The following is an 18,145-nucleotide window of genomic DNA, read 5'->3' as shown; positions in this document are numbered from 1 at the left end:
AGCGCCGCAAGGCGCCATGTCTGCGGCGCGCGCGCGGCAAAGGGCGTTATCGAGATATCAGCCAACGCGATTCCTCCGCGTGCGCAGCAGCCACAAGAACAGAATGCTGCCCAGCACGCCCACCACCGTCCCGATCGGGATTTCGTAGGGATGGATGACCAGGCGGCCAATGATGTCGCAGGCCAGCACGAACACGCCGCCCAGCAGCGCCACCCACGGAATGGCCCGGCGCATGTTGTCGCCCAGCACCAGACTGACGGCATTGGGCACGATGAGGCCCAGGAATGGGATGCTGCCGGCCGTCACGACCACCACCGCTGAAATGGCGGAAACGATCAACAGGCCCACCAGCGTCAGCCTTGCATGATTCAGTCCCAGGTTGGACGCGAACTCGCGGCCCATGCCGGCAACCGTGTAGCGGTCGGCGGCGGCATAGGCCGCGCAGGCCAGCGCAAAGCCGATCCACAGCAGTTCGTAGCGGCCGCGCAGCACGCCGGAGAAGTCGCCGGTCGTCCACGCATGCAGGGATTGCAGCAGATCGAAGCGGTACGCCACGAAGGTTGTGACCGCCTGGATCACGCCGCCCAGGATCAGCCCGATCAGCGGCACGATGAACGGCGTGCGCAGCGGCACGCGTCGCAAGAGGGCCAAGAACAGCAAGGTGCCCGCCAGCGCGAAGCCCGTGGCCGTCAGCATCTTGCCGATGACGGGCGTATCGGGCGCCAGCAGCGTGATGACCAGAATGCCAAGGGTGGCGGACTCGACGGTGCCGGCCGTCGTGGGCTCGACGAAGCGGTTGCGCACGAGCATCTGCATGATAAGGCCGGCCACGGCCAGCGCCATGCCCGCCAGCAGCAGCGCAAGCGTGCGCGGAATGCGGCTGACCATCAGCAGGCGCCACGCGCGCTCGCCCGCCTCGCCGCCGTCCCACAGCGCGGTCCACGGCATCTGGCCCGCGCCCACGCTGACGCTGGCCACGCACAACAGCAGCAATACCACCACCACGGCGGCCAGGCCGCCCCACCCGCCGATTGCGCGCCGCCAGTTCACCAGCCGCCCTTCCCGTCTTGCATGCTGCTTACTTTCCCTGCGTCAACGCCGCCGCGATCTGGTCCACGTTCTGCTGCATCGCGGTCAGGCCCGCGCTGCCCAGCAGGTACCAGTTAAAGCCGTTCAGGTACACCACGCGCTGGTTCTTCCAGGCCTTGGTCGGACGCACCAGTTCGTTGTCCAGCATGCGCTCGGCCGACACGCCCTCGCGGCCGATGGCGGCGTCGCGGTCGATGACGAACAGCCAGTCCGGATCGGTCTGGGCGATGAACTCGAACGAGATCGCCTGGCCGTGGTTCGACACGTTCAGACCCGTCGCGGCAGGCTTGACGCCGAAGGCGTCGTGGATCACGCCAAACCGCGAGCCCGGGCCGTAGGCGCTCATCTTGCCGCCGGTGGTCAGCACGATCAGCGCCGTGCCGGCGTTGGCCGCCTTGCCCTTCAGCGATGCAATGGACGCGTCCAGCGCCGCCAGCTTTGTCTTCGCCTCGTCTTGTTTGCCATACAGCGCGGCCAGCATTTCGGTGTTGCGCTTGACGCTGCCGACCATATCCTTGGCGTCAACCGTCAGGTCGACCGTGGGCGCAATCCTGGAGAGCTCGTCGTACTTGGGCGCCGAGCGGCCCGCCACGAAGATGACCTGCGGCGCGGCGGCGTGGATGACCTCGTAGTTGGGCTCGAACATCGTGCCCGCCTTGAGGTAACGCTTGTCCGCAAACTGGCTCAGGTGCGGCGGCAGCTTGGCGGCGCTGGGCACGCCCACGGGGTCTACGCCCAGCGTGTGCAGGGTATCGAGCACGGCCAGATCCAGCACGATGGCCTTGGTTGGGTTCGACGGCACCGCGGTCACGCCACGCGCATGCTTGACCGGCGTGGTGGACTGCGCGGCGCAAACCGCTGCCGCGGCGCTCAGCGCCAAGGCCATGCCGGTGCGCGTTGCCCAGCGGCGGGCAGCGCCCGCTTGTTTTCCATTGTTCATGCAAACCTCTCTGTCATGGGGCGCTCTCGCGCCCCGTCAAACTCAGAACTTCACGCCCACGCCCAGCCAGTAGCGGCGGCCGTCCTCGACATAGCCGAAGTCGTCGTAGGCGACCTCTTTGTCGAACAGGTTGTAGATGCCGGCGTAGACCGACACGGTCTTGTTCACGGCGTACGAACCGCCCAGGTCCACGAAGGTGTAGGACGGGGCCACCAGCGCGTCCGAAGACGGGCCGGTCACCGGCTGGCTCTCGCGGCCGCGGAAGTTCACGCGGGCCCAGGCCTGCAGCGCGTCGGACGGCTGCCAGTTCACCGTGGTGGTGAACAGGTGCTTGGGCAACTGGTTCAGCGGCTCGCCCTTGTATTGGCCCGACTTCTGCTCGGACTTCGTGAAGGTGTAGCTGCTGGTCATCGACCAATCGGCCGCCAGCGGCAACTTGAGGCTGGCTTCGACGCCGCGCGACACGGCCTTGTCCACGTTCATGTAGGTGGTGGGATTCGAGCCGAACTGGTTGGGGCCGTCCGTGCACTGCGTCAAGGGGCAAGCCACCCGGGTGATCTTGTCCTTGAAGTCGTTGTTGAACAGCGTGACGCCGGCGCTCACGCCTTGGCCATCGTCATACAGCAGGCCGATTTCCTGGGTCACGGACTTTTCGGGCGTCAGGTCCGGGTTGCCGTACATGTTGCCGCCACGGCTCGTCTGGCCCCAGCCGGCCACGGTCTGGCGCAGGTCGGGCGCGCGAAAACCCGTGGAGACGCCGCCCTTCAGGGTCCAGCGTTCGGCCATGTGCCACACGCCGTACAGACGCGGGCTGAAATGGCTGCCGAAGTTCTCGTCCTGGTCCATGCGCAGGCCGGTCGTGACGGCGAAGCTTTCGGTCAGGCGCCATTCGTCCTCGGCGAACAATGCCCATTGATACCGTTCGACCTTGCTCGGGCCGCCGGCAAGCTGGTTGCCCGTCTGATCGTTCAGGCGCTGGTTCAGGTAGCTGCCGCCCAACGTCAGCATGTGCGAACCCAGCGGCAGCGACCAGCTGGTCTGCAGGTCCAGGTTCTTGATCTTCATCTGGCGCGAGCGGTTGTCGAACTCTTCCTGCTGCACGTAGCTGTCGGATACGCCCCAGCCCCAGCGGCCAGTGTGCGACAGCGCCCACTTGCTGCTGCGGTAATCGGTTTCCGAGGACGACGGGCAGCCCGTTCGCGGGCACGCGGTGCCGGGCGGCAGCGGCTCGACCGTCTTGCCCAGGGTGTCCTGGAACTTCTGGCGCATCGTGGTCGCTTCCAGCACGATGTCGTGATCGCGGTTGGGCGTGAGCGCCAGTTTGGCCGTCACGCTTTCGGCATTGCGCTTGCGAAAGCCGTTGTAGATGTCGTCTTCGTCGCGCTGGGTGGCCTGGCCGTAGATCTGCAGGCCCAGCAGGTCGTTCTTGATCGGACCGGCCAGGTAGAAATTGCCCTGGTAAATGTCGCCCGAATTGCTGCTTTCCTGGATGGTCGTATCCATGCGGATTTCGCCATGCCATTCTTCAGGCACCTTGCGCGTGATGATGTTGATCACCCCGCCCATCGCGTCCGAGCCGTACAGCGACGACATCGGCCCGCGCACGACTTCAATGCGCTCGATGGCCGATAGCGGCGGCGTCCAGCCGCCTTCGACGCCCGTCGAATCCGAATTGGTGCGGGTTTCGCGCGAGTTCTGGCGCTTGCCGTCGATCAGGATCAGGGTGTACTTCGGTCCCATGCCGCGCAGGCTGATGTCCTGGCGGTCGCCGCCGCCCGTGACGATGACGCCGGGCACTTCCACCAGCGCGTCGTTCAAGTCGCGGTAGAACTTCTTGTCCAGGTCTTCGCGCGTGATCACGCTGATCGAGGCGGGCGCATCCTGGATGCGCTGCTCAAAACCGCTGGCGGTCACGACCACCGTGTCCATCGTCGTGGTGGCGTCGGCGGCCTGGGCCCAGACCGCTTGCGGCGCAATGCCGAAACCCGCGGCGCACAAGGCGGCGGCCAGTTGCGTGCGCGACGCGGCGATGCGCTGGCCCGTGGCCACTTCTTTCCTGCTCATGATTCCAACTTCTCCCGTCCCCGGTTTGCACCGCACCCCACGCGCGGCGTTACGCCGGCTCCCACTTATTAATGAAAACCATTCTCATATTAGAATTGGGGCTTGCAGCACGCGGCAACACGCTTTCCGCAACTTTTATCTTCTTTGCACTTCTTGACACTTCGCCGTGCACCCTTCGGCCAAACTGCCGGATGCACGACGCCCAACACGCATGCTCTTGAATCATTCAGCGGTGGCGCGCCGCATCCTGCTCATCGACGACGACGTCGAGCTGGCGCAGATGCTGCGTGAATACCTGGAACCGAATCAGTGCCAGCTCACGCTGGCGCACACCCGCTCGCAAGGCCAGACCCTGCTGGCGCAGGACGACTTTGACCTCGTGCTGCTGGATCTCATGCTGCCCGACGGCAATGGTCTTGACCTGCTCAAGCACTACCGCCAGCGCTCACGCCGCCCCGTCATCATGTTCACGGCGCACGGCGGCGAGACCGACCGCGTATTGGGGCTGGAATTCGGCGCCGACGATTACCTGGCCAAGCCGTTCAGCCCACGCGAACTGAAGGCGCGCATCACGGCCGTGCTGCGCCGCTTCGAGCACGCCCCCGCCCCCGCCAGCCCGTCCCTCAGCCTGGGCGCGCTCTCGCTGGATCCGGCGACGGGCCGCGCGCGCCTGGGCGCGGACGAGGTCATGCTGACCGGCGCCGAACAGCGCATCCTGGAAATTCTCATGCGCGCGCCCGGCCAGGTGATCGCACGCGACCAGATCGGCCTGTATGCGCTGGGCCGCGCCCCAGACCGGTACGACCGCAGCATCGACACGCACATCAGCAGCCTGCGCAAGAAGCTGCGCCTGGATCAACATGCAGACATGCTGTCCATCCGGAATCTGCGCGGGCTGGGCTACGTGCTGGCGGGCGCCGCGTGATGACGCTGCTGCCCGCCCGCTCGCTTTTCTGGCGCGCATTCCTGACGTTCTGGGGCGCCATGGCGGTCATCCTGGTCTGCGGCATGGTGCTGACGGCCAGCGTGGCCTGGTACCGCTTCAATTCGCTGGATGGCCTGAACCCGGGCAACCTCACGCGCGACGCCGCGCAGGTGGCGCGCACGCAGGGCGAAGGAGGCCTGGCGCGCTGGGTCCGCGCCATGGACGACAACTACTCGGCGCTGAAGATCTACATCATGGATGCAGAGGACCGGGACATCCTGGGCAGGCGCCTGCCCACGCGGCTGCATGACTGGCTGGTCGCGTACCGCGCGGGACCCGACCGGGCGACGCAGTCCGACTACGCGCCGGCCGATCCCGCCGGCGAGCGCGTCTCCTGGTGGGAACCCCAGACGCTGATGCTGCCGGACGGCTCGGAAATGCTGATGCTGTTCCTGCCCTTTGACTCGTCGCGCTGGGAGGTGCTGGCGTTGTCGCCCGTCGCGCTCGCGCTGCTGCTGTTCGCGCTGGCGGTCACCGCTCCCTTTTGCTGGGCGCTGACCCGCCACATCACCGCGCCGCTCGCGCAACTGCGCCAGGCCACGCATGCCCTGGCCGCGGGACGCCTGGACACGCACACCCCGGCCAAGCTCGCCACGCGCAAGGACGAACTCGGCCTCTTGGCGCGCGACTTCGACGCCATGGCCGTGCGCCTGAAGGCGCTGGTCGATACGCGCGAGCAGCTCCTGCACAACGTCGCGCACGAACTCCGGTCGCCGCTTGCGCGCTTGCGCCTGGCCTCGGAACTGGCGCGGCGCAACGACGAACGGCGCGACCTGCAGTTGGACCGCATCGAACGCGAATGCGAACGCCTGGACGCGCTGGTGGGCAACACGTTGCGGCTTGCCCGTGTGGGCGCGCTACCCGTGCCCACCGAACCGCTGGATCTGTCCGAAGTCGTATCGGGCGTGGTGGACGACGCGCGCTACGAGGCCGAGGGCCGGCGACTGCGCATCGATTGGGAAACGCCGGCGCCCATCCTGATCGCCGGCGACCGCGCCAGCCTGGCCAGCGCGATCGAGAACGTGCTGCGCAACGCCCTGCGCTACGCGCCCGCCGAAAGCGTCATCCGCGTGCGCTTGCTGACCAGCGCCACCGAGGCCAGCCTTGAAATCGAAGACCGCGGTCCGGGCGTCGCCACGCAGGAACTCGCGTCGTTGTTCGAGCCCTTCTATCGCGCGGGATCGGCCGCCGCCGCCCACACGCCAGGCGGCGGCGCGGGGCTGGGCCTGTCGATCGCGCAAGCCGCGATCGCCGCGCACAAGGGAACGATATCGGCCCGCAACGTGGCGCCGCAGGGCCTGAGCGTGCGCATGGACCTGCCGCTGCTGACTACGCCAGCGTAAGACGGCGGGCACGGCGCCCGGGTCGAGGACGTGGCGGTCAGTCCGCGTCGGCCAGGATGGCTGCGGGCAGCCTGGGCAACACCCGCATGGCATTCGCGGTCGTCGCGTGCGCCACCTGCCCCGGCGTGATGCCGCGCAACTCCGCCAGCACCTCGGCAATACGTGCCAGTTCGCCGGGACGATTGCGGCGGTTGGGCTCGTGCAGCCAGGCAGGCGGAATGTCGGGCGCGTCGGTCTCAAGCACCAGATGCTCCAGCCCGACGTCCACCGCGTGCCGGCGAATCTGCAGCGCGCGCTCGAACGTCATCGCGCCGCCCATTCCCAGGGCGAATCCATGATCGATGAAGGCCTGCGCCTGCTGGGCGCTGCCATTGAACGCGTGCGCAATGCCGCCGATGCGCGGATGGCGGCGCAGGTATTTCAGCAGGATGTCTTGGGATTTGCGCACGTGCAGCAGCACCGGCAGGCCAAATTCGACGGCCATGTCCAGCTGCGCGGCGTAGAAGCGCTCCTGGCGCTCGCGCGGCTCGCCGGACGCAATTTCCGGCACGAAGAAATCCAGTCCGATTTCGCCAATGGCGACAAAGCGCGGATCGCCAAGCGATGCCTTGATCGCCTCGCGCAACGCGTCCAGATCGGCGTCGTCGGCGCGTTGGACGTACAAGGGATGAATGCCCAGCGCGTAGGCGCCGCCGGCGACGCTGGCAGCCAGGTCACGCACGATGGCGAAGTTGGCCCGTTCGATGGCCGGGATCACGATGACCTGGACGTCCGAGCGGGCGGCGTGGTCCGCGACCTCGGTGCGGTCGGCGTCGAATTCAGCGGCGTCCAGATGGCAATGCGTGTCGATGAGCATGGGCGTGTCCTCCGAATGCGGATTATCCGCCCGCGGCCGCCGCGCGGACCAGCGACCGGCGGCTTTCGCTGCGGACCGGGCTAGCCGGACACCAGGCGGCCGTTTTCCATCAGCAACTGACGGTCGGCACGGGCGGCAAGTTCGGGATCGTGCGTCACGATCGCAAATGCCGTGCCCGACTCCTGGTTCACCCGGGTCAGCAATTCGAACATGTTGTGGGCGGTGTGGCGGTCCAGGTTGCCCGTGGGCTCGTCGGCCAGCACGCACACCGGTCGCGTCACCAGGGCACGCGCCAGCGCCACGCGCTGGCGTTCGCCGCCCGACAACTGCCCCGGAAAGTGGCCTTCGCGGGCCGACAGGCCCACCAGGCCCAGGACCTCGCGCGCGGCCTCGCGCGCCTTGTCGCGGTTCTCGCGGCGCACGATCAGCGGCATCGCCACGTTGTCCAGCGCCGAAAACTCCGCCAGCAGATGGTGGAATTGGTAGACAAAGCCCAGGCTGCGGTTGCGAACCGCGCTTTTCCGCGATTCGGACAGCCCGATGCCCAGTTGGCCATCAACGGTGATCGAACCGCTGGTGGGCACGTCGAGCAGTCCAAGGATATGCAGCAAGGTGCTCTTGCCGGATCCCGAAGCGCCCACGATGGCGACCATCTCGCCGCGCGCGACGGACAGGCTGACGTTGCTGAGCACTTCGATGCGGGCGGGGCCTTCGTCGTAGACCTTGACGATGTTCTCGGCCTGCAGCGCCGGGGTGGCGCCGGCCTGGGGCGTGTGCGTCGGGGAATCAATCATGGCGCAGCACCTGTGCGGGTTGCAGACGCGAGGCGCGCCAGCTCGGATACAAGGTCGCCAGCAGGGACAGCACCAGCGAGGTCACGCCGATGGTGACGATGTCGCCCACCTGGGGATCGGACGGCAGCGCGCTGATGAAATAGATCTCGCGCGGCAGGAAGTGCACGCCCAGCATGCGCTCGATGAACGGCACGATCACATCGACGTTGTAGGCGATGGCAATGCCGCCGGCCACGCCCAGCAAGGTGCCGATCACGCCGATCAGCGCACCTTGCACCAGGAAGATGCGGGCCACTTCGCCGGGCCCCGCGCCCAGCGTGCGCAGGATGGCGATGTCCGATTGCTTGTCCTTGACGGCCATGACCAGCGAGGACAGCAGGTTGAACGCGGCCACGGCCACGATCAGCGCCAGGATCAGGAACATCATCCGCTTTTCGGTCTGGACCGCGGCAAACCAGGTGCGGTTGTTGCGCGACCAGTCGCTGGCCATGACATAGGGCGGCAGGACGTTGCGCAGCTCGGCCGCCACCTCGGGCGCCTTCTGCATGTCGGCGATGCGCAGGCGCACGCCGGCGGTGCCGCTTTCTCGGAAGACGCGGGCGGCGTCTTCGTTGTCGACGAAAGCCAGCGAGGAATCGTATTCATAGTGGCCGGACGAGAACACGCCCACCACGGTGAACTGACGCATGCGCGGCGCGAAACCGGCCGGGCTGATCGAGCCCTGGGGCGCCATCATCAGCAGCGTGTCGCCCACCTTGACGCCCATGCCGTCGGCCAGTTCATTGCCCAGCACCACGCCGAAGCCGCCGGGTTTCAGGTCTGTCAGCTTGCCCGACACCATTTGCCGGGGCAGGTCCGACACATTGCCCTCGGTGGCCGGATCGATGCCGCGCACCTGAACGCCGCGTAGCGCCTGGCCCCTGACCAGCATGCCCTGCGCCGCGACGAAGGGCGCGCCCGCCTTGACCTCGGGGTTGCGCTCGGCGGCGGTGGCAAACTGTTGCCACTGCTCCAGCACCCGTTCGGGCGACGCGCCGGGAAGGTAGAGTTCGATGTGCGGCAGCACCGACAGCATGCGGTCGCGCACTTCTTTCTGAAAGCCGTTCATCACGGACAGCACCACGATCAGGGCGGCGACGCCCAGCGCGATGCCCGCCATGGAGCTGGCGGCGATGAAGGAGATGAAGCGATCGCGGCGGCCGCGTCGCTGGCGGATACGGGCAAGACCCGCATAGCGGGCGCCGATCCAAAGTTCGTAGGGTATTTTCAGCACGTGCGCATTATTGCATTAACCGTCCGCAAATCGCCGCGCGGATGTGCGGATCCTAGACCAGCCGTGACAACGTATGGCAGTTCCGGACGGCGTGAAGTTCCCCATGCCGCCGCGGACTACAATCGCGGCCATGCTGATCGTCATTCCGGGCGCGTTGCCCGCCCTTCCCGTCGCCGCCGAACTGGCCAAGCTCCTGCCCGAGCGCGCGCCCACCCTGCACGGCTGGCTGCAGGCCGCGACCGCCCGTCCGCAGGCTTACGACCTGCGCGCCCACGGCTGCACGGCCTTCGAATCCTGGCAACTTGCACGCGCGGGGTACGCCGCCGAGCCCGGCCTGCTGCAAAGCGCGGGCCTCGGCCCGCTGCTGGCCGCAGAACGGTCCAGTGCCTCGCCGCAAGAGCCCGTCTGGCTCTGCGAACTGGTTCATCTTGCCCTGGGCGCGGACCAGGCCTCGTTGCTGGATCCCGCCTTGATGGACCTCACGGAATCCGAAACGGCCGCCCTGCTGGAGACCGCCCGCCCCCTCTTTGACGGCACCGGCTTCTCGGTCGAGCCGCTTTCGCCGCAGCGGTGGCGCCTGCGCCTGCCGGCGGACCTGCGCCCCCAGACGGCCAGCCCGGCGGCGGTGGCGGGAAAGCGCCTGAATGACTGGTGGCGCCAGGATGCTGATGCGCGTCCGTGGCGGCGCCTGCTCAATGAGATCCAGATGGCGTGGCACGAACACCCCGTCAACGACGACCGGGCCGCGCGCGGCCTGCCGCCCGTGAACGCCCTGTGGCTGTATGGCGGCGGCACGCCCTGGACGGCGGCGCCCGCCAGCCCGGCCCAGGTGCTGACGGAACTGGACGCGCCGCAACGCGCCGGCGACTGGGCCGCCTGGCTCGACGCGCTGGCTGAATTGGACGCGCGCCATCTGCGCCCGCTGGCGGCCGCCAAAGGCCTGCCCGCCACGCCCATCGAACTGTTGCTGCTGGGCGATGACCGCCAGGCCGCCCTTGACCTGAAACCGCGCGGGGGCCTGCTTGGCTTGCTGCCCGCGCCCAAGAAGAACTGGAGCGCCTGGTGGTCTCACCCCGCTTAACGATCCGTCCGGCCGACCTGGCCGCCTGCCAAATCCTCGAATCCTCCGGCATCCATCCGCTGCTGGCCCGCCTGTGGGCCGCGCGCGGCGTGACCCATCCCGACCAGACCCGCCTCGCCTGGCCGTCCCTGCTGCCGCCGGCGGGTCTGACGCACTCGGCGCATGCCGCCGCCGTCCTGGCCGACGCCATCCAGGCAGGCAAGAAGCTGCTGATCGTGGCCGACTACGATTGCGACGGCGCCACCGCCTGCGCGGTCGGCCTGCGCGCGCTGTCGGCCATGGGCGCCGATGTCGACTTCCTGGTGCCCAACCGGTTCGAAACCGGCTACGGCTTGTCGCCCGCCGTGGTCGAGCTGGCCTGCCGCCACCGCGCCGGCAAGCCCGACATCATCATCACCGTGGACAATGGCATCGCCAGCGTCGACGGCGTGGCCGCCGCCAATGCCGCCGGCATCGGCGTCGTCATCACCGATCACCACCTGCCGGGCGACACCCTGCCCGACGCGCTGGCCATCGTGAATCCCAACCAGCCGGGCTGCGGCTTTCCGTCCAAGAACCTGGCCGGCGTGGGCGTCATCTTCTACATGATGCTGGCGCTGCGCGCCGAACTGCGCCGCCGCGGCGTGTACGCCCCCGACGGCGGCCCGCGCCTGGATGCGCTGTCCGACCTGGTTGCGCTGGGCACCGTGGCCGACGTGGTCAAGCTCGATGCCAACAACCGCCTGCTGGTCACGCAAGGCCTGCAGCGCATGCGCAGCGGCCGCCTGCAGCCGGGGCTGCGCGCGCTCTTCGCCGTCGCCGGACGCGAGCCGCGTAGCGCCAACGGCTTCGACCTGGGTTTCGCGCTGGGTCCGCGCATCAACGCCGCGGGCCGCCTGGCCGACATGAGCCTGGGCATCGCTTGCCTGACCACGGACGACGAGGCGCAGGCCCTGGAAATGGCGCGTGAATTGGACAACATCAACCGCGAACGCCGCACGATTGAAGCCGAGATGCGCGAGCAGGCGCTGGCCGCCATGGAAGCGCCCGACGCCGCCGCAGGCGCGACCGTCTGCGTGTTCGACCCGGGTTGGCACCAGGGCGTCGTGGGGCTGGTCGCCTCGCGCCTGAAGGAAAAATTCTGGCGCCCCACCCTCGCCTTCGCGCCCGCGGGCGACGACGAGATCCGCGGCTCTGGCCGGTCGATCCCCGACGTCCACCTGCGCGACGCGCTGGACCTGGTGTCCAAGCGCCATCCCAACCTGATCCGCAAGTTCGGCGGCCACGCGATGGCAGCCGGATTAACGCTGGGCAAGGCCGATTTCCCGGCCTTCGCCCCCGCCTTCGACGCGGCGGTGCGCGAACTCACCGGACGCGACACCTTCGAACCCATCATCGAAACCGACGGGTCGCTGGAAACCGGCTACGCCAACGCTGACGTGGCCGGCATGCTGCAACAGCAGGTGTGGGGTGCCGGCTTTGCCGCCCCCCTGTTCCTGGACGAATTCGTCGTGCGCAACCAGCGGCTGGTCGGCGAAAAGCACCTGAAACTGTCCCTGGAACGCGGCCACCAACGCTTTGACGCCATCTGGTTCGGCCACGACCAATCGCTGCCGGAACATATCCAGGCGGCGTACCGTCTGGAACAGAACGTGTGGAATGGGATGGTGTCGGTGCAACTGGTGATCGAACACGCCGGGTAGTGCGCGGCGGTGTCTCGCACCGCGCCTCTTCCCTGGGTGTCAGACACCGCCTCCCAACGGCGCTACTTATTCACCAGCTTCGCCGGCTGCGCCAGCGCCACCAATGCTCCCACCACCAGGCAGCCGGCCAGCATGTACAGCCCCGTATTCGTGGTGCCGGTCATGTCCTTCAACCAGCCCACCAGATACGGGCTGACAAAGCCGGCCAGATTGCCCACCGAGTTGATCAGCGCAATGCCCGCAGCGGCCGCCGTGCCGCCCAGCAGCGCCGTCGGCAGACTCCAGAACAGCGGCAGGACCGTGCAGATACCGATATTGGCCACCGTCAGCGCCAGAATCGCCAGCGCCGTATTGCCGCTCCACACCGCCGACAGGAACAGCCCCACCGCGCCAAACAGCGCCGGCAACGCCACGTGCCAGCGCCGCTCGCGCTGCCGGTCCGAATTGCGCGAAATCAGGATCATGCCGATCACGGCGAACAGGTTGGGCACCGCCGTCAGCAGGCCGATGGCCAGCGGGCTCTGCACGCCCGTGTTCTTGATGAGGCTGGGCATCCAGAAGCCCACCCCATACAGCCCCATCACGAACGAAAAGTAGATCAGCGCCATCGCCCACACCCGCGGCTTGGTCAGCGCGGCGCGGATCGGCGGATCTTCCTTTTGCTGTTCCTCGGCCGCAATGTTGCGGATCAGCACGGCCTTTTCATTGGCCGTCAGCCACTTGGCCTTGTTGATGCGGTCATCCAGATAGATCAGCACCAGCACGCCGATCACCACCGACGGAATCCCTTCCAGCAGGAACAGCCACTGCCAGCCCGACAGGCCGTGGTCGCCGTGGAACGTCGCCATGATCCACCCGGAAATCGGGCCGCCGATGAGGCCGGACATGGGCACGGCGGTCATGAAGAACGTGGTGATGCGTCCGCGCCGGGCGGCCGGGTACCAATAGGTCAGGTACAGGATGATGCCCGGGAAGAAGCCCGCCTCGGCCGCGCCCAGCAGGAATCGCAGCAGGTAGAACATATGCACGCTGGTCACGAACATCATGCACGCCGAGATGATGCCCCACGTGATCATGATCCGGGCGATCCAGATCCGCGCCCCCACTTTGTGCAGGATGATGTTGCTGGGAATCTCGAAGAGAAAGTAGCCGATGAAGAAAATACCGGCGCCCAGTCCATACACCGTCTCGCTGAACTGCAGTTCCTGCAGCATCTGCAGCTTGGCGAACCCCACGTTCACGCGGTCCAGGTACGCCACCACATAGCAGACCACCAGCAGCGGCACCAGCCGCCAGCCCACCTTGCGGTAGATCCGGTCCTCTTCGCTGGCGCCGAGCGCCGGCGAGACCCCGGGGGGCATCGTGTTTTCCATCACTGTCTCCATTCCTCTGGCGGGATAGGCCGGCGCGGGGCCGGCGTTGTCGCGGTCCGCATCCCAAACGGGGACATCGCGGCCACCAGCCAAGGCTAGAGCCGTCGGGTTGACAAAAAACTGAACAACTGGATTCGCCCCTGCATCACCCCGGAAATAGGACGCGCCGCCCGTGCCCGCGACGCACGCCCGCGAACAGGCTCCATCCACGGTAAAATGCCAGGTTTCGCACAAAGTCATCAGGACAGGATCATCATGGAAGCCGAACGTCAGAACCAGCTCGCAGCCCGCCTCGCCGACTACGCGGAGCGCGAACAGGCTCTACGGAGGTATCTTTGACTACGATGCCAAAGCTGAACGCCTCCAGGTCGTAAACGCCGAACTCGAAGACCCGGCCGTCTGGAACGACCCCAAGCACGCCCAGGACCTGGGCCGTGAAAAGAAATCGCTCGAGGACGTGGTGGAAACGCTCACGAGCCTGGGCGCCGGCGTGGCCGATTCCCAGGAACTCTTCGAAATGGCCGCCGCCGACGATGACGGCGACACCCTCGAAGCGATCGAACAGGACGCCGACGCCTTCCAGGAAAAGCTCGAAGCCCTGGAATTCCGCCGCATGTTCTCCAACCCGGCCGATCCCCTGAACTGCTTCCTGGACATCCAGGCCGGCGCGGGCGGCACGGAAGCGCAGGACTGGGCGTCGATGCTGCTGCGCCAGTACCTCAAGTACGCCGAACGCAAGGGCTTCAAGGCCGAGATCCTTGAAGAATCCGACGGCGAAGTCGCGGGCATCAAGTCGGCCACGATCAAGATCGAGGGCGACTACGCCTTTGGCTACCTGCGCACCGAAACCGGCGTGCACCGCCTGGTCCGCAAAAGCCCCTTCGACTCGTCGGGCGGCCGTCACACGTCGTTCGCCAGCGTCTTCGTGTATCCGGAAGTCGACGATTCCTTCGAGGTCGAAGTGAACCCCGCCGACCTGCGCGTGGACACCTACCGTGCCTCGGGCGCGGGCGGCCAGCACATCAACAAGACCGACTCGGCCGTGCGCCTGACGCACATCCCGACGGGCATCGTCGTGCAGTGCCAGAACGACCGTTCGCAGCACCGCAACCGCGCCGAAGCCATGCAGATGCTGAAGTCCAAGCTCTACGAACTGGAAATGCGCAACCGCATGGCCGAGCAGCAGAAGCTGGAAGACTCCAAGACCGACGTGGGCTGGGGCCACCAGATCCGTTCGTACGTGCTGGACCAGAGCCGGATCAAGGACCTGCGCACGAACGTCGAAATCTCCAACACGCAGAAAGTGCTGGACGGCGACCTGGATCCCTTCATCCAGGCCAGCCTGAAGCAAAACGTCTAAGTTCCGCGATTCTTCCCGCTTTCACGCACCCAGAGGTCCACGAATGTCCGACACCATTGCTATTCTCACCGGCGCTTCGCGCGGCATCGGCGCCGCCATGGCGCGCGGCCTGGTCAAACCCGGCACCCGCCTGATTACCCTGGCGCGCCGCGAAGACCCCGACCTCGCCGCCCACGCGCGCTCGCAGGATGTGCAGCTGGAACAACTGTCCGTGGACCTCTCGGACCTGAAAGCGGCCGAATCCGCAGCCGAACGCATCTGCGCCGCGCTGCCGCGCGACGCCAAACGCTATCTGCTGATCAACAACGCGGGCACGGTGCATCCGGTGGCGCGCACCGACGAACTCACCGACGGCGCGGCCATCACCGCCGCCTTCAACCTGAACGTCACGGCCGTCATGCTGCTCACGGGGCGGTTCCTCGCCGCCGTCGCTGACATCAAGGCCGACCGCCGCATCCTGAACATCTCCTCCGGCGCGGGCCGCAATCCCAACGCCGGCTGGGGCGTGTACTGCGCCACCAAGGCCGCGCTCGACATGCACGCCCGCGTCGTCAAGCAGGAACAAGGCGCCGACGGCGCCCGCATCGTCGCGCTGGCCCCCGGCATCGTCGACACCGACATGCAGGCCGCCATCCGCGCAAGCGACCCCGAAAGCTTCCCCGCGCTGGCCAAGTTCCAGGACTTCCATGCCACCGGCAAGCTGTCCTCGCCCGCCAACGTAGCCTCCCGCATCCTCGCCTACCTGGATCGCGAAGATTTCGGCACGACCGAAATCGACGACATCCGCAATTACGACTGATCCCCCGACCATGACCGACCACTCGACCACTCCGGCACCCGCCCAGGATGAAAACCGCTTGATCGCCGAACGGCGCGCCAAGCTGGCCAAACTGCGCGAAGCCGGGGTCGCGTACCCCAACGATTTCGTCCCGGACGCCCGCGCCGCGGCCCTGCATGACAAGTACGACGGCCAGGAGCAGGAAGCCCTGGCCGCCGCCGCCGTCAACGTCAAGGTCGCCGGCCGCATGATGCTCAAGCGCGTCATGGGCAAGGCCAGCTTCGCCACGCTTCAGGACAGCACCGGCCGCATCCAGATCTACCTGGACCGCGGCACGCTCGGCGAAGACGTCTACGCCGCGTTCAAGCAGTGGGACATCGGCGACATCATCGCGATCGAAGGGTCGGTCTTCAAGACCAACAAGGGCGAACTGTCGGTGCACGCCGCCTCGGCGCGCCTCTTGTCCAAGTCGCTGCGCCCCCTGCCCGACAAGTTCCACGGCGTCGCCGACCAGGAACTGCGCTACCGCCAGCGCTATGTCGACCTCATCATGACCGACGCCACGCGCCGCACCTTCGAGGCGCGCAGCAAGGCCGTGGGCAGCATCCGCCAGTTCATGCTGAACGCGGGCTTCCTTGAAGTCGAAACGCCCATGCTGCACCCGATCCCGGGCGGCGCGGCGGCCAAGCCCTTCGTCACGCACCACAACGCGCTGGACATGGAAATGTTCCTGCGCATCGCGCCCGAGCTCTACCTCAAGCGCCTGATCGTCGGCGGCTTCGAACGCGTGTTCGAAGTCAACCGCAACTTCCGCAACGAAGGCGTGAGCCCGCGGCACAACCCCGAATTCACGATGATGGAGTTCTACGCAGCCTTCGCGGACTACCGCTGGCTCATGGACTTCACCGAAGAGCTGATCCGCCAGGCCGCCATCTCGGCCACCGGCAGCGCCGTCCTGACCTACCAGGAACGCGAGCTGGACCTGTCCAAGCCCTTCGACCGCTTGACCATCTGCGAAGCCATCCTCAAGTACACCGACGGCTACACCCAGGCCCAGCTCGATGATCCGGCCTTCGTGCGCGCCGAACTGAAAAAGCTGGGCGCCGACGCAGACGGCCCCGTGCTGTCTCGCGCCGGCCTGGGCGCGCTGCAACTGGCGCTCTTCGAAGAGACCGCCGAAGCCAAGCTCTGGAACCCCACCTACATCATCGACTACCCGGTCGAAGTCTCGCCGCTGGCGCGCGCCTCCGATACCCGCGAAGGCATCACCGAGCGCTTCGAGCTCTTCATGACCGGCCGCGAGATCGCCAACGGTTTCTCCGAGCTGAACGACCCCGAAGACCAGGCCGAGCGCTTCCGCTCGCAGGTCGAAGCCAAGGACGCCGGCGACGAGGAAGCCATGTTCTACGACGCGGACTACATCCGCGCCCTGGAATACGGCATGCCCCCGACGGGCGGCTGCGGCATCGGCATCGACCGCCTGGTCATGCTGCTGACCGACAGCCCCAGCATCCGCGACGTCATCCTCTTCCCGCACCTGCGCCGTGAAGACTGATCGTCGGCGCGCGTCATGATCTTCAAGATCCTGATGCTGCTGCTGGTCGTGGCGGGGCTGGTCTACTGGATCAAGCAACCCCGCCGCGTCCAGCCGGGCACGCCCTACCGGTCCGCCCCCGTGCGGCGGCCGGCGTTCATTGCCTTGTGCGTGGCCACCGCCATCTCGCTCATCGCTGCAATCCTGACTGCCTTGCTCTGGATGGGTGGCGTGGCTGGCGGCGTTACGGGCGGCGGTTATCACGGCGAAGCCGATTTCCTCTTGCCCGTCGCGGCCTCGCTTTTGGCGCTGTCGGTCGCCTGCGCCGTCGGCGCCTTCATCAAGCGGCGCGGCTAGGCTCCACGGGCCACCTGCCCGCACCGGCGGGCAGCGCCGGCAACGCCGCCTGCAACATGGCGTCGATGAACGCGGCGGGGGCCAGCCGCCCGCCCGGCTTGTACCATTGGACCGTCAAGTTCATCGCGCCCAGCACGCATCGCTTGATGACGCGCGCATCGCCCCGCAGCAAACCCGCCTGCACCGCCCCCGCCACCACGGACTGCCACATCGCCTCGTAGCGGTCGCTCAGCACCTTGACCGACGCCTGGCTGGGCGCCGACAGGCTGCGCCATTCGTACACCAGCGCGTTCATCGCATCCCCGCCCGCGCCGTGCAGCATGCTCCACATATGCACGCGAAACAGCGCCGCCAGCCGGTCTGCCGGCACGGCATAGCAGTCCAGCGCCTTCTCGCCCAGGTCAATGACTTCCTGGATCCCGTTGTTCATCACGGCGACCAGAATCTCTTCCTTGCTGCGGAAATGGTGGAACAGGCTGCCCGACTGCAACCCCACCGCCTTGGCCAGCTCACGCACCGTCGTGCGCTCATAACCGCGCTTGCTGAAGAGCCGGCCCGCCGCCAGGACCAGTTCCCGGCGCCGTTGCGTCTCCGCGCCCTCGTCCCGCGACGCAGCCGTCCCGGTCTTGTCCATGC

The 18,145-nt window shown here is 67.1% G+C and carries 16 protein-coding genes; 8 read left to right on the top strand and 8 right to left on the bottom strand.

The annotated features are described in order from the left end of the window. Nucleotides 1-57: 57 nt before the first annotated feature. Genes FBY20_RS23010 through FBY20_RS23000 form a run of 3 tightly spaced genes read right to left on the bottom strand, consistent with a single transcriptional unit; the run spans nucleotide 58 to nucleotide 4,093 of the window. Nucleotides 58-1,050, bottom strand: coding sequence for an ABC transporter permease (locus tag FBY20_RS23010; RefSeq protein WP_056318951.1), 993 nt, complete (start codon nucleotides 1,048-1,050; stop codon nucleotides 58-60). 28 nt (nucleotides 1,051-1,078) lie between these two features. After that, on the bottom strand, nucleotides 1,079-2,029 hold the full coding sequence (locus FBY20_RS23005) for a siderophore ABC transporter substrate-binding protein (RefSeq protein WP_082586212.1): 951 nt from the start codon (nucleotides 2,027-2,029) through the stop codon (nucleotides 1,079-1,081). A gap of 42 nt (nucleotides 2,030-2,071) precedes the next feature. Further along, nucleotides 2,072-4,093, bottom strand: coding sequence for a ligand-gated channel protein (locus tag FBY20_RS23000; protein ID WP_142054763.1), 2,022 nt, complete (start codon nucleotides 4,091-4,093; stop codon nucleotides 2,072-2,074). Between the two features lie 211 nt (nucleotides 4,094-4,304). On the opposite strand from FBY20_RS23000, the gene FBY20_RS22995 reads away from it, so the two are divergent. Together FBY20_RS22995 and FBY20_RS22990 are read left to right on the top strand one after the other, a co-directional pair. Further along, entirely contained in the window at nucleotides 4,305-5,018 is a 714-nt protein-coding gene (locus FBY20_RS22995) for a response regulator transcription factor (RefSeq protein ID WP_056318945.1), read from the top strand. After that, nucleotides 5,018-6,421: an ATP-binding protein gene (locus FBY20_RS22990; protein WP_056318943.1), complete on the top strand. Its 1,404-nt coding sequence runs from the start codon at nucleotides 5,018-5,020 to the stop codon at nucleotides 6,419-6,421. Before FBY20_RS22995 ends, FBY20_RS22990 begins: the two co-directional genes overlap by 1 nt. A gap of 37 nt (nucleotides 6,422-6,458) precedes the next feature. Here FBY20_RS22990 and FBY20_RS22985 read toward each other — a convergent pair whose 3' ends face one another. The 3 genes from FBY20_RS22985 to FBY20_RS22975 form a co-directional block, all read right to left on the bottom strand. Continuing rightward, nucleotides 6,459-7,277: a TatD family hydrolase gene (locus tag FBY20_RS22985; protein ID WP_142054761.1), complete on the bottom strand. Its 819-nt coding sequence runs from the start codon at nucleotides 7,275-7,277 to the stop codon at nucleotides 6,459-6,461. 80 nt (nucleotides 7,278-7,357) lie between these two features. Next, nucleotides 7,358-8,071 carry an ABC transporter ATP-binding protein gene (locus FBY20_RS22980; RefSeq protein WP_056318936.1) on the bottom strand — a complete coding sequence of 238 codons (714 nt, stop codon included), beginning with the start codon at nucleotides 8,069-8,071 and terminating at the stop codon, nucleotides 7,358-7,360. After that, a complete protein-coding gene (locus tag FBY20_RS22975) occupies nucleotides 8,064-9,344 on the bottom strand; it encodes a lipoprotein-releasing ABC transporter permease subunit (RefSeq protein WP_056318935.1) in 1,281 nt (426 codons plus the stop codon). Before FBY20_RS22975 ends, FBY20_RS22980 begins: the two co-directional genes overlap by 8 nt. A gap of 130 nt (nucleotides 9,345-9,474) precedes the next feature. Between FBY20_RS22975 and FBY20_RS22970 the strand changes: the two genes are divergently transcribed. After that, the gene (locus FBY20_RS22970) at nucleotides 9,475-10,425 is read left to right on the top strand and encodes a hypothetical protein (protein ID WP_142056169.1); all 951 of its coding nucleotides are present in this window, start codon (nucleotides 9,475-9,477) and stop codon (nucleotides 10,423-10,425) included. Then, nucleotides 10,407-12,107 (top strand): single-stranded-DNA-specific exonuclease RecJ, encoded by a 1,701-nt coding sequence (gene recJ / locus FBY20_RS22965; RefSeq protein WP_056318931.1) that lies wholly within the window; start codon nucleotides 10,407-10,409, stop codon nucleotides 12,105-12,107. Before FBY20_RS22970 ends, recJ begins: the two co-directional genes overlap by 19 nt. Nucleotides 12,108-12,169: 62 nt before the next feature. On the opposite strand, the gene FBY20_RS22960 is transcribed toward recJ, so the two are convergent. Further along, nucleotides 12,170-13,480, bottom strand: a complete 1,311-nt coding sequence (locus tag FBY20_RS22960; RefSeq protein WP_142054759.1) for an MFS transporter — start codon at nucleotides 13,478-13,480, stop codon at nucleotides 12,170-12,172. A gap of 255 nt (nucleotides 13,481-13,735) precedes the next feature. Here FBY20_RS22960 and prfB point away from each other — a divergent pair. From prfB to FBY20_RS22940, 4 genes are all read left to right on the top strand, one after another. Beyond that, nucleotides 13,736-14,840 (top strand): peptide chain release factor 2 gene (prfB, locus tag FBY20_RS22955; RefSeq protein WP_108696343.1). Its coding sequence is split into 2 segments (ribosomal slippage): nucleotides 13,736-13,816 and nucleotides 13,818-14,840, totalling 1,104 coding nucleotides; the frame shifts between segments, so codons are not numbered across the junction. 43 nt (nucleotides 14,841-14,883) lie between these two features. Next, a complete protein-coding gene (locus tag FBY20_RS22950) occupies nucleotides 14,884-15,639 on the top strand; it encodes an SDR family oxidoreductase (RefSeq protein ID WP_056318924.1) in 756 nt (251 codons plus the stop codon). Nucleotides 15,640-15,649: 10 nt separating this feature from the next. After that, complete coding sequence (gene lysS / locus FBY20_RS22945; protein WP_056318923.1) at nucleotides 15,650-17,173, top strand: lysine--tRNA ligase; 1,524 nt, start codon at nucleotides 15,650-15,652, stop codon at nucleotides 17,171-17,173. 15 nt (nucleotides 17,174-17,188) lie between these two features. Next, nucleotides 17,189-17,509: a preprotein translocase subunit TatB gene (locus tag FBY20_RS22940; protein ID WP_142054757.1), complete on the top strand. Its 321-nt coding sequence runs from the start codon at nucleotides 17,189-17,191 to the stop codon at nucleotides 17,507-17,509. On the opposite strand, the gene FBY20_RS22935 is transcribed toward FBY20_RS22940, so the two are convergent. Next, nucleotides 17,493-18,143 (bottom strand): TetR/AcrR family transcriptional regulator, encoded by a 651-nt coding sequence (locus FBY20_RS22935; RefSeq protein ID WP_062840744.1) that lies wholly within the window; start codon nucleotides 18,141-18,143, stop codon nucleotides 17,493-17,495. The two genes, FBY20_RS22940 and FBY20_RS22935, sit on opposite strands and share 17 nt — an antisense overlap. Between the last annotated feature and the right edge of the window lie 2 nt (nucleotides 18,144-18,145).

It is taken from the genome of Achromobacter sp. SLBN-14, assembly GCF_006715415.1.
GTDB classification, from domain to species: domain Bacteria; phylum Pseudomonadota; class Gammaproteobacteria; order Burkholderiales; family Burkholderiaceae_B; genus Achromobacter; species Achromobacter mucicolens.
Note: the sequence above shows the minus strand (reverse complement) of the source record. Positions and strands in the feature narration are given on the sequence as shown.

Coding starts and splice junctions, on each gene's coding strand:
- FBY20_RS23005 (WP_082586212.1), bottom strand. CDS start 2,029: ATGAACAATGGAAAACAAGCGGGCGCTGCCCGCCGCTGGGCAACGCGC.
- FBY20_RS23000 (WP_142054763.1), bottom strand. CDS start 4,093: ATGAGCAGGAAAGAAGTGGCCACGGGCCAGCGCATCGCCGCGTCGCGC.
- FBY20_RS22995 (WP_056318945.1), top strand. CDS start 4,305: ATGCTCTTGAATCATTCAGCGGTGGCGCGCCGCATCCTGCTCATCGAC.
- FBY20_RS22990 (WP_056318943.1), top strand. CDS start 5,018: ATGACGCTGCTGCCCGCCCGCTCGCTTTTCTGGCGCGCATTCCTGACG.
- FBY20_RS22985 (WP_142054761.1), bottom strand. CDS start 7,277: ATGCTCATCGACACGCATTGCCATCTGGACGCCGCTGAATTCGACGCC.
- FBY20_RS22980 (WP_056318936.1), bottom strand. CDS start 8,071: ATGATTGATTCCCCGACGCACACGCCCCAGGCCGGCGCCACCCCGGCG.
- FBY20_RS22970 (WP_142056169.1), top strand. CDS start 9,475: ATGCTGATCGTCATTCCGGGCGCGTTGCCCGCCCTTCCCGTCGCCGCC.
- FBY20_RS22960 (WP_142054759.1), bottom strand. CDS start 13,480: ATGGAAAACACGATGCCCCCCGGGGTCTCGCCGGCGCTCGGCGCCAGC.
- FBY20_RS22950 (WP_056318924.1), top strand. CDS start 14,884: ATGTCCGACACCATTGCTATTCTCACCGGCGCTTCGCGCGGCATCGGC.
- lysS (WP_056318923.1), top strand. CDS start 15,650: ATGACCGACCACTCGACCACTCCGGCACCCGCCCAGGATGAAAACCGC.
- FBY20_RS22940 (WP_142054757.1), top strand. CDS start 17,189: ATGATCTTCAAGATCCTGATGCTGCTGCTGGTCGTGGCGGGGCTGGTC.
- FBY20_RS22935 (WP_062840744.1), bottom strand. CDS start 18,143: ATGGACAAGACCGGGACGGCTGCGTCGCGGGACGAGGGCGCGGAGACG.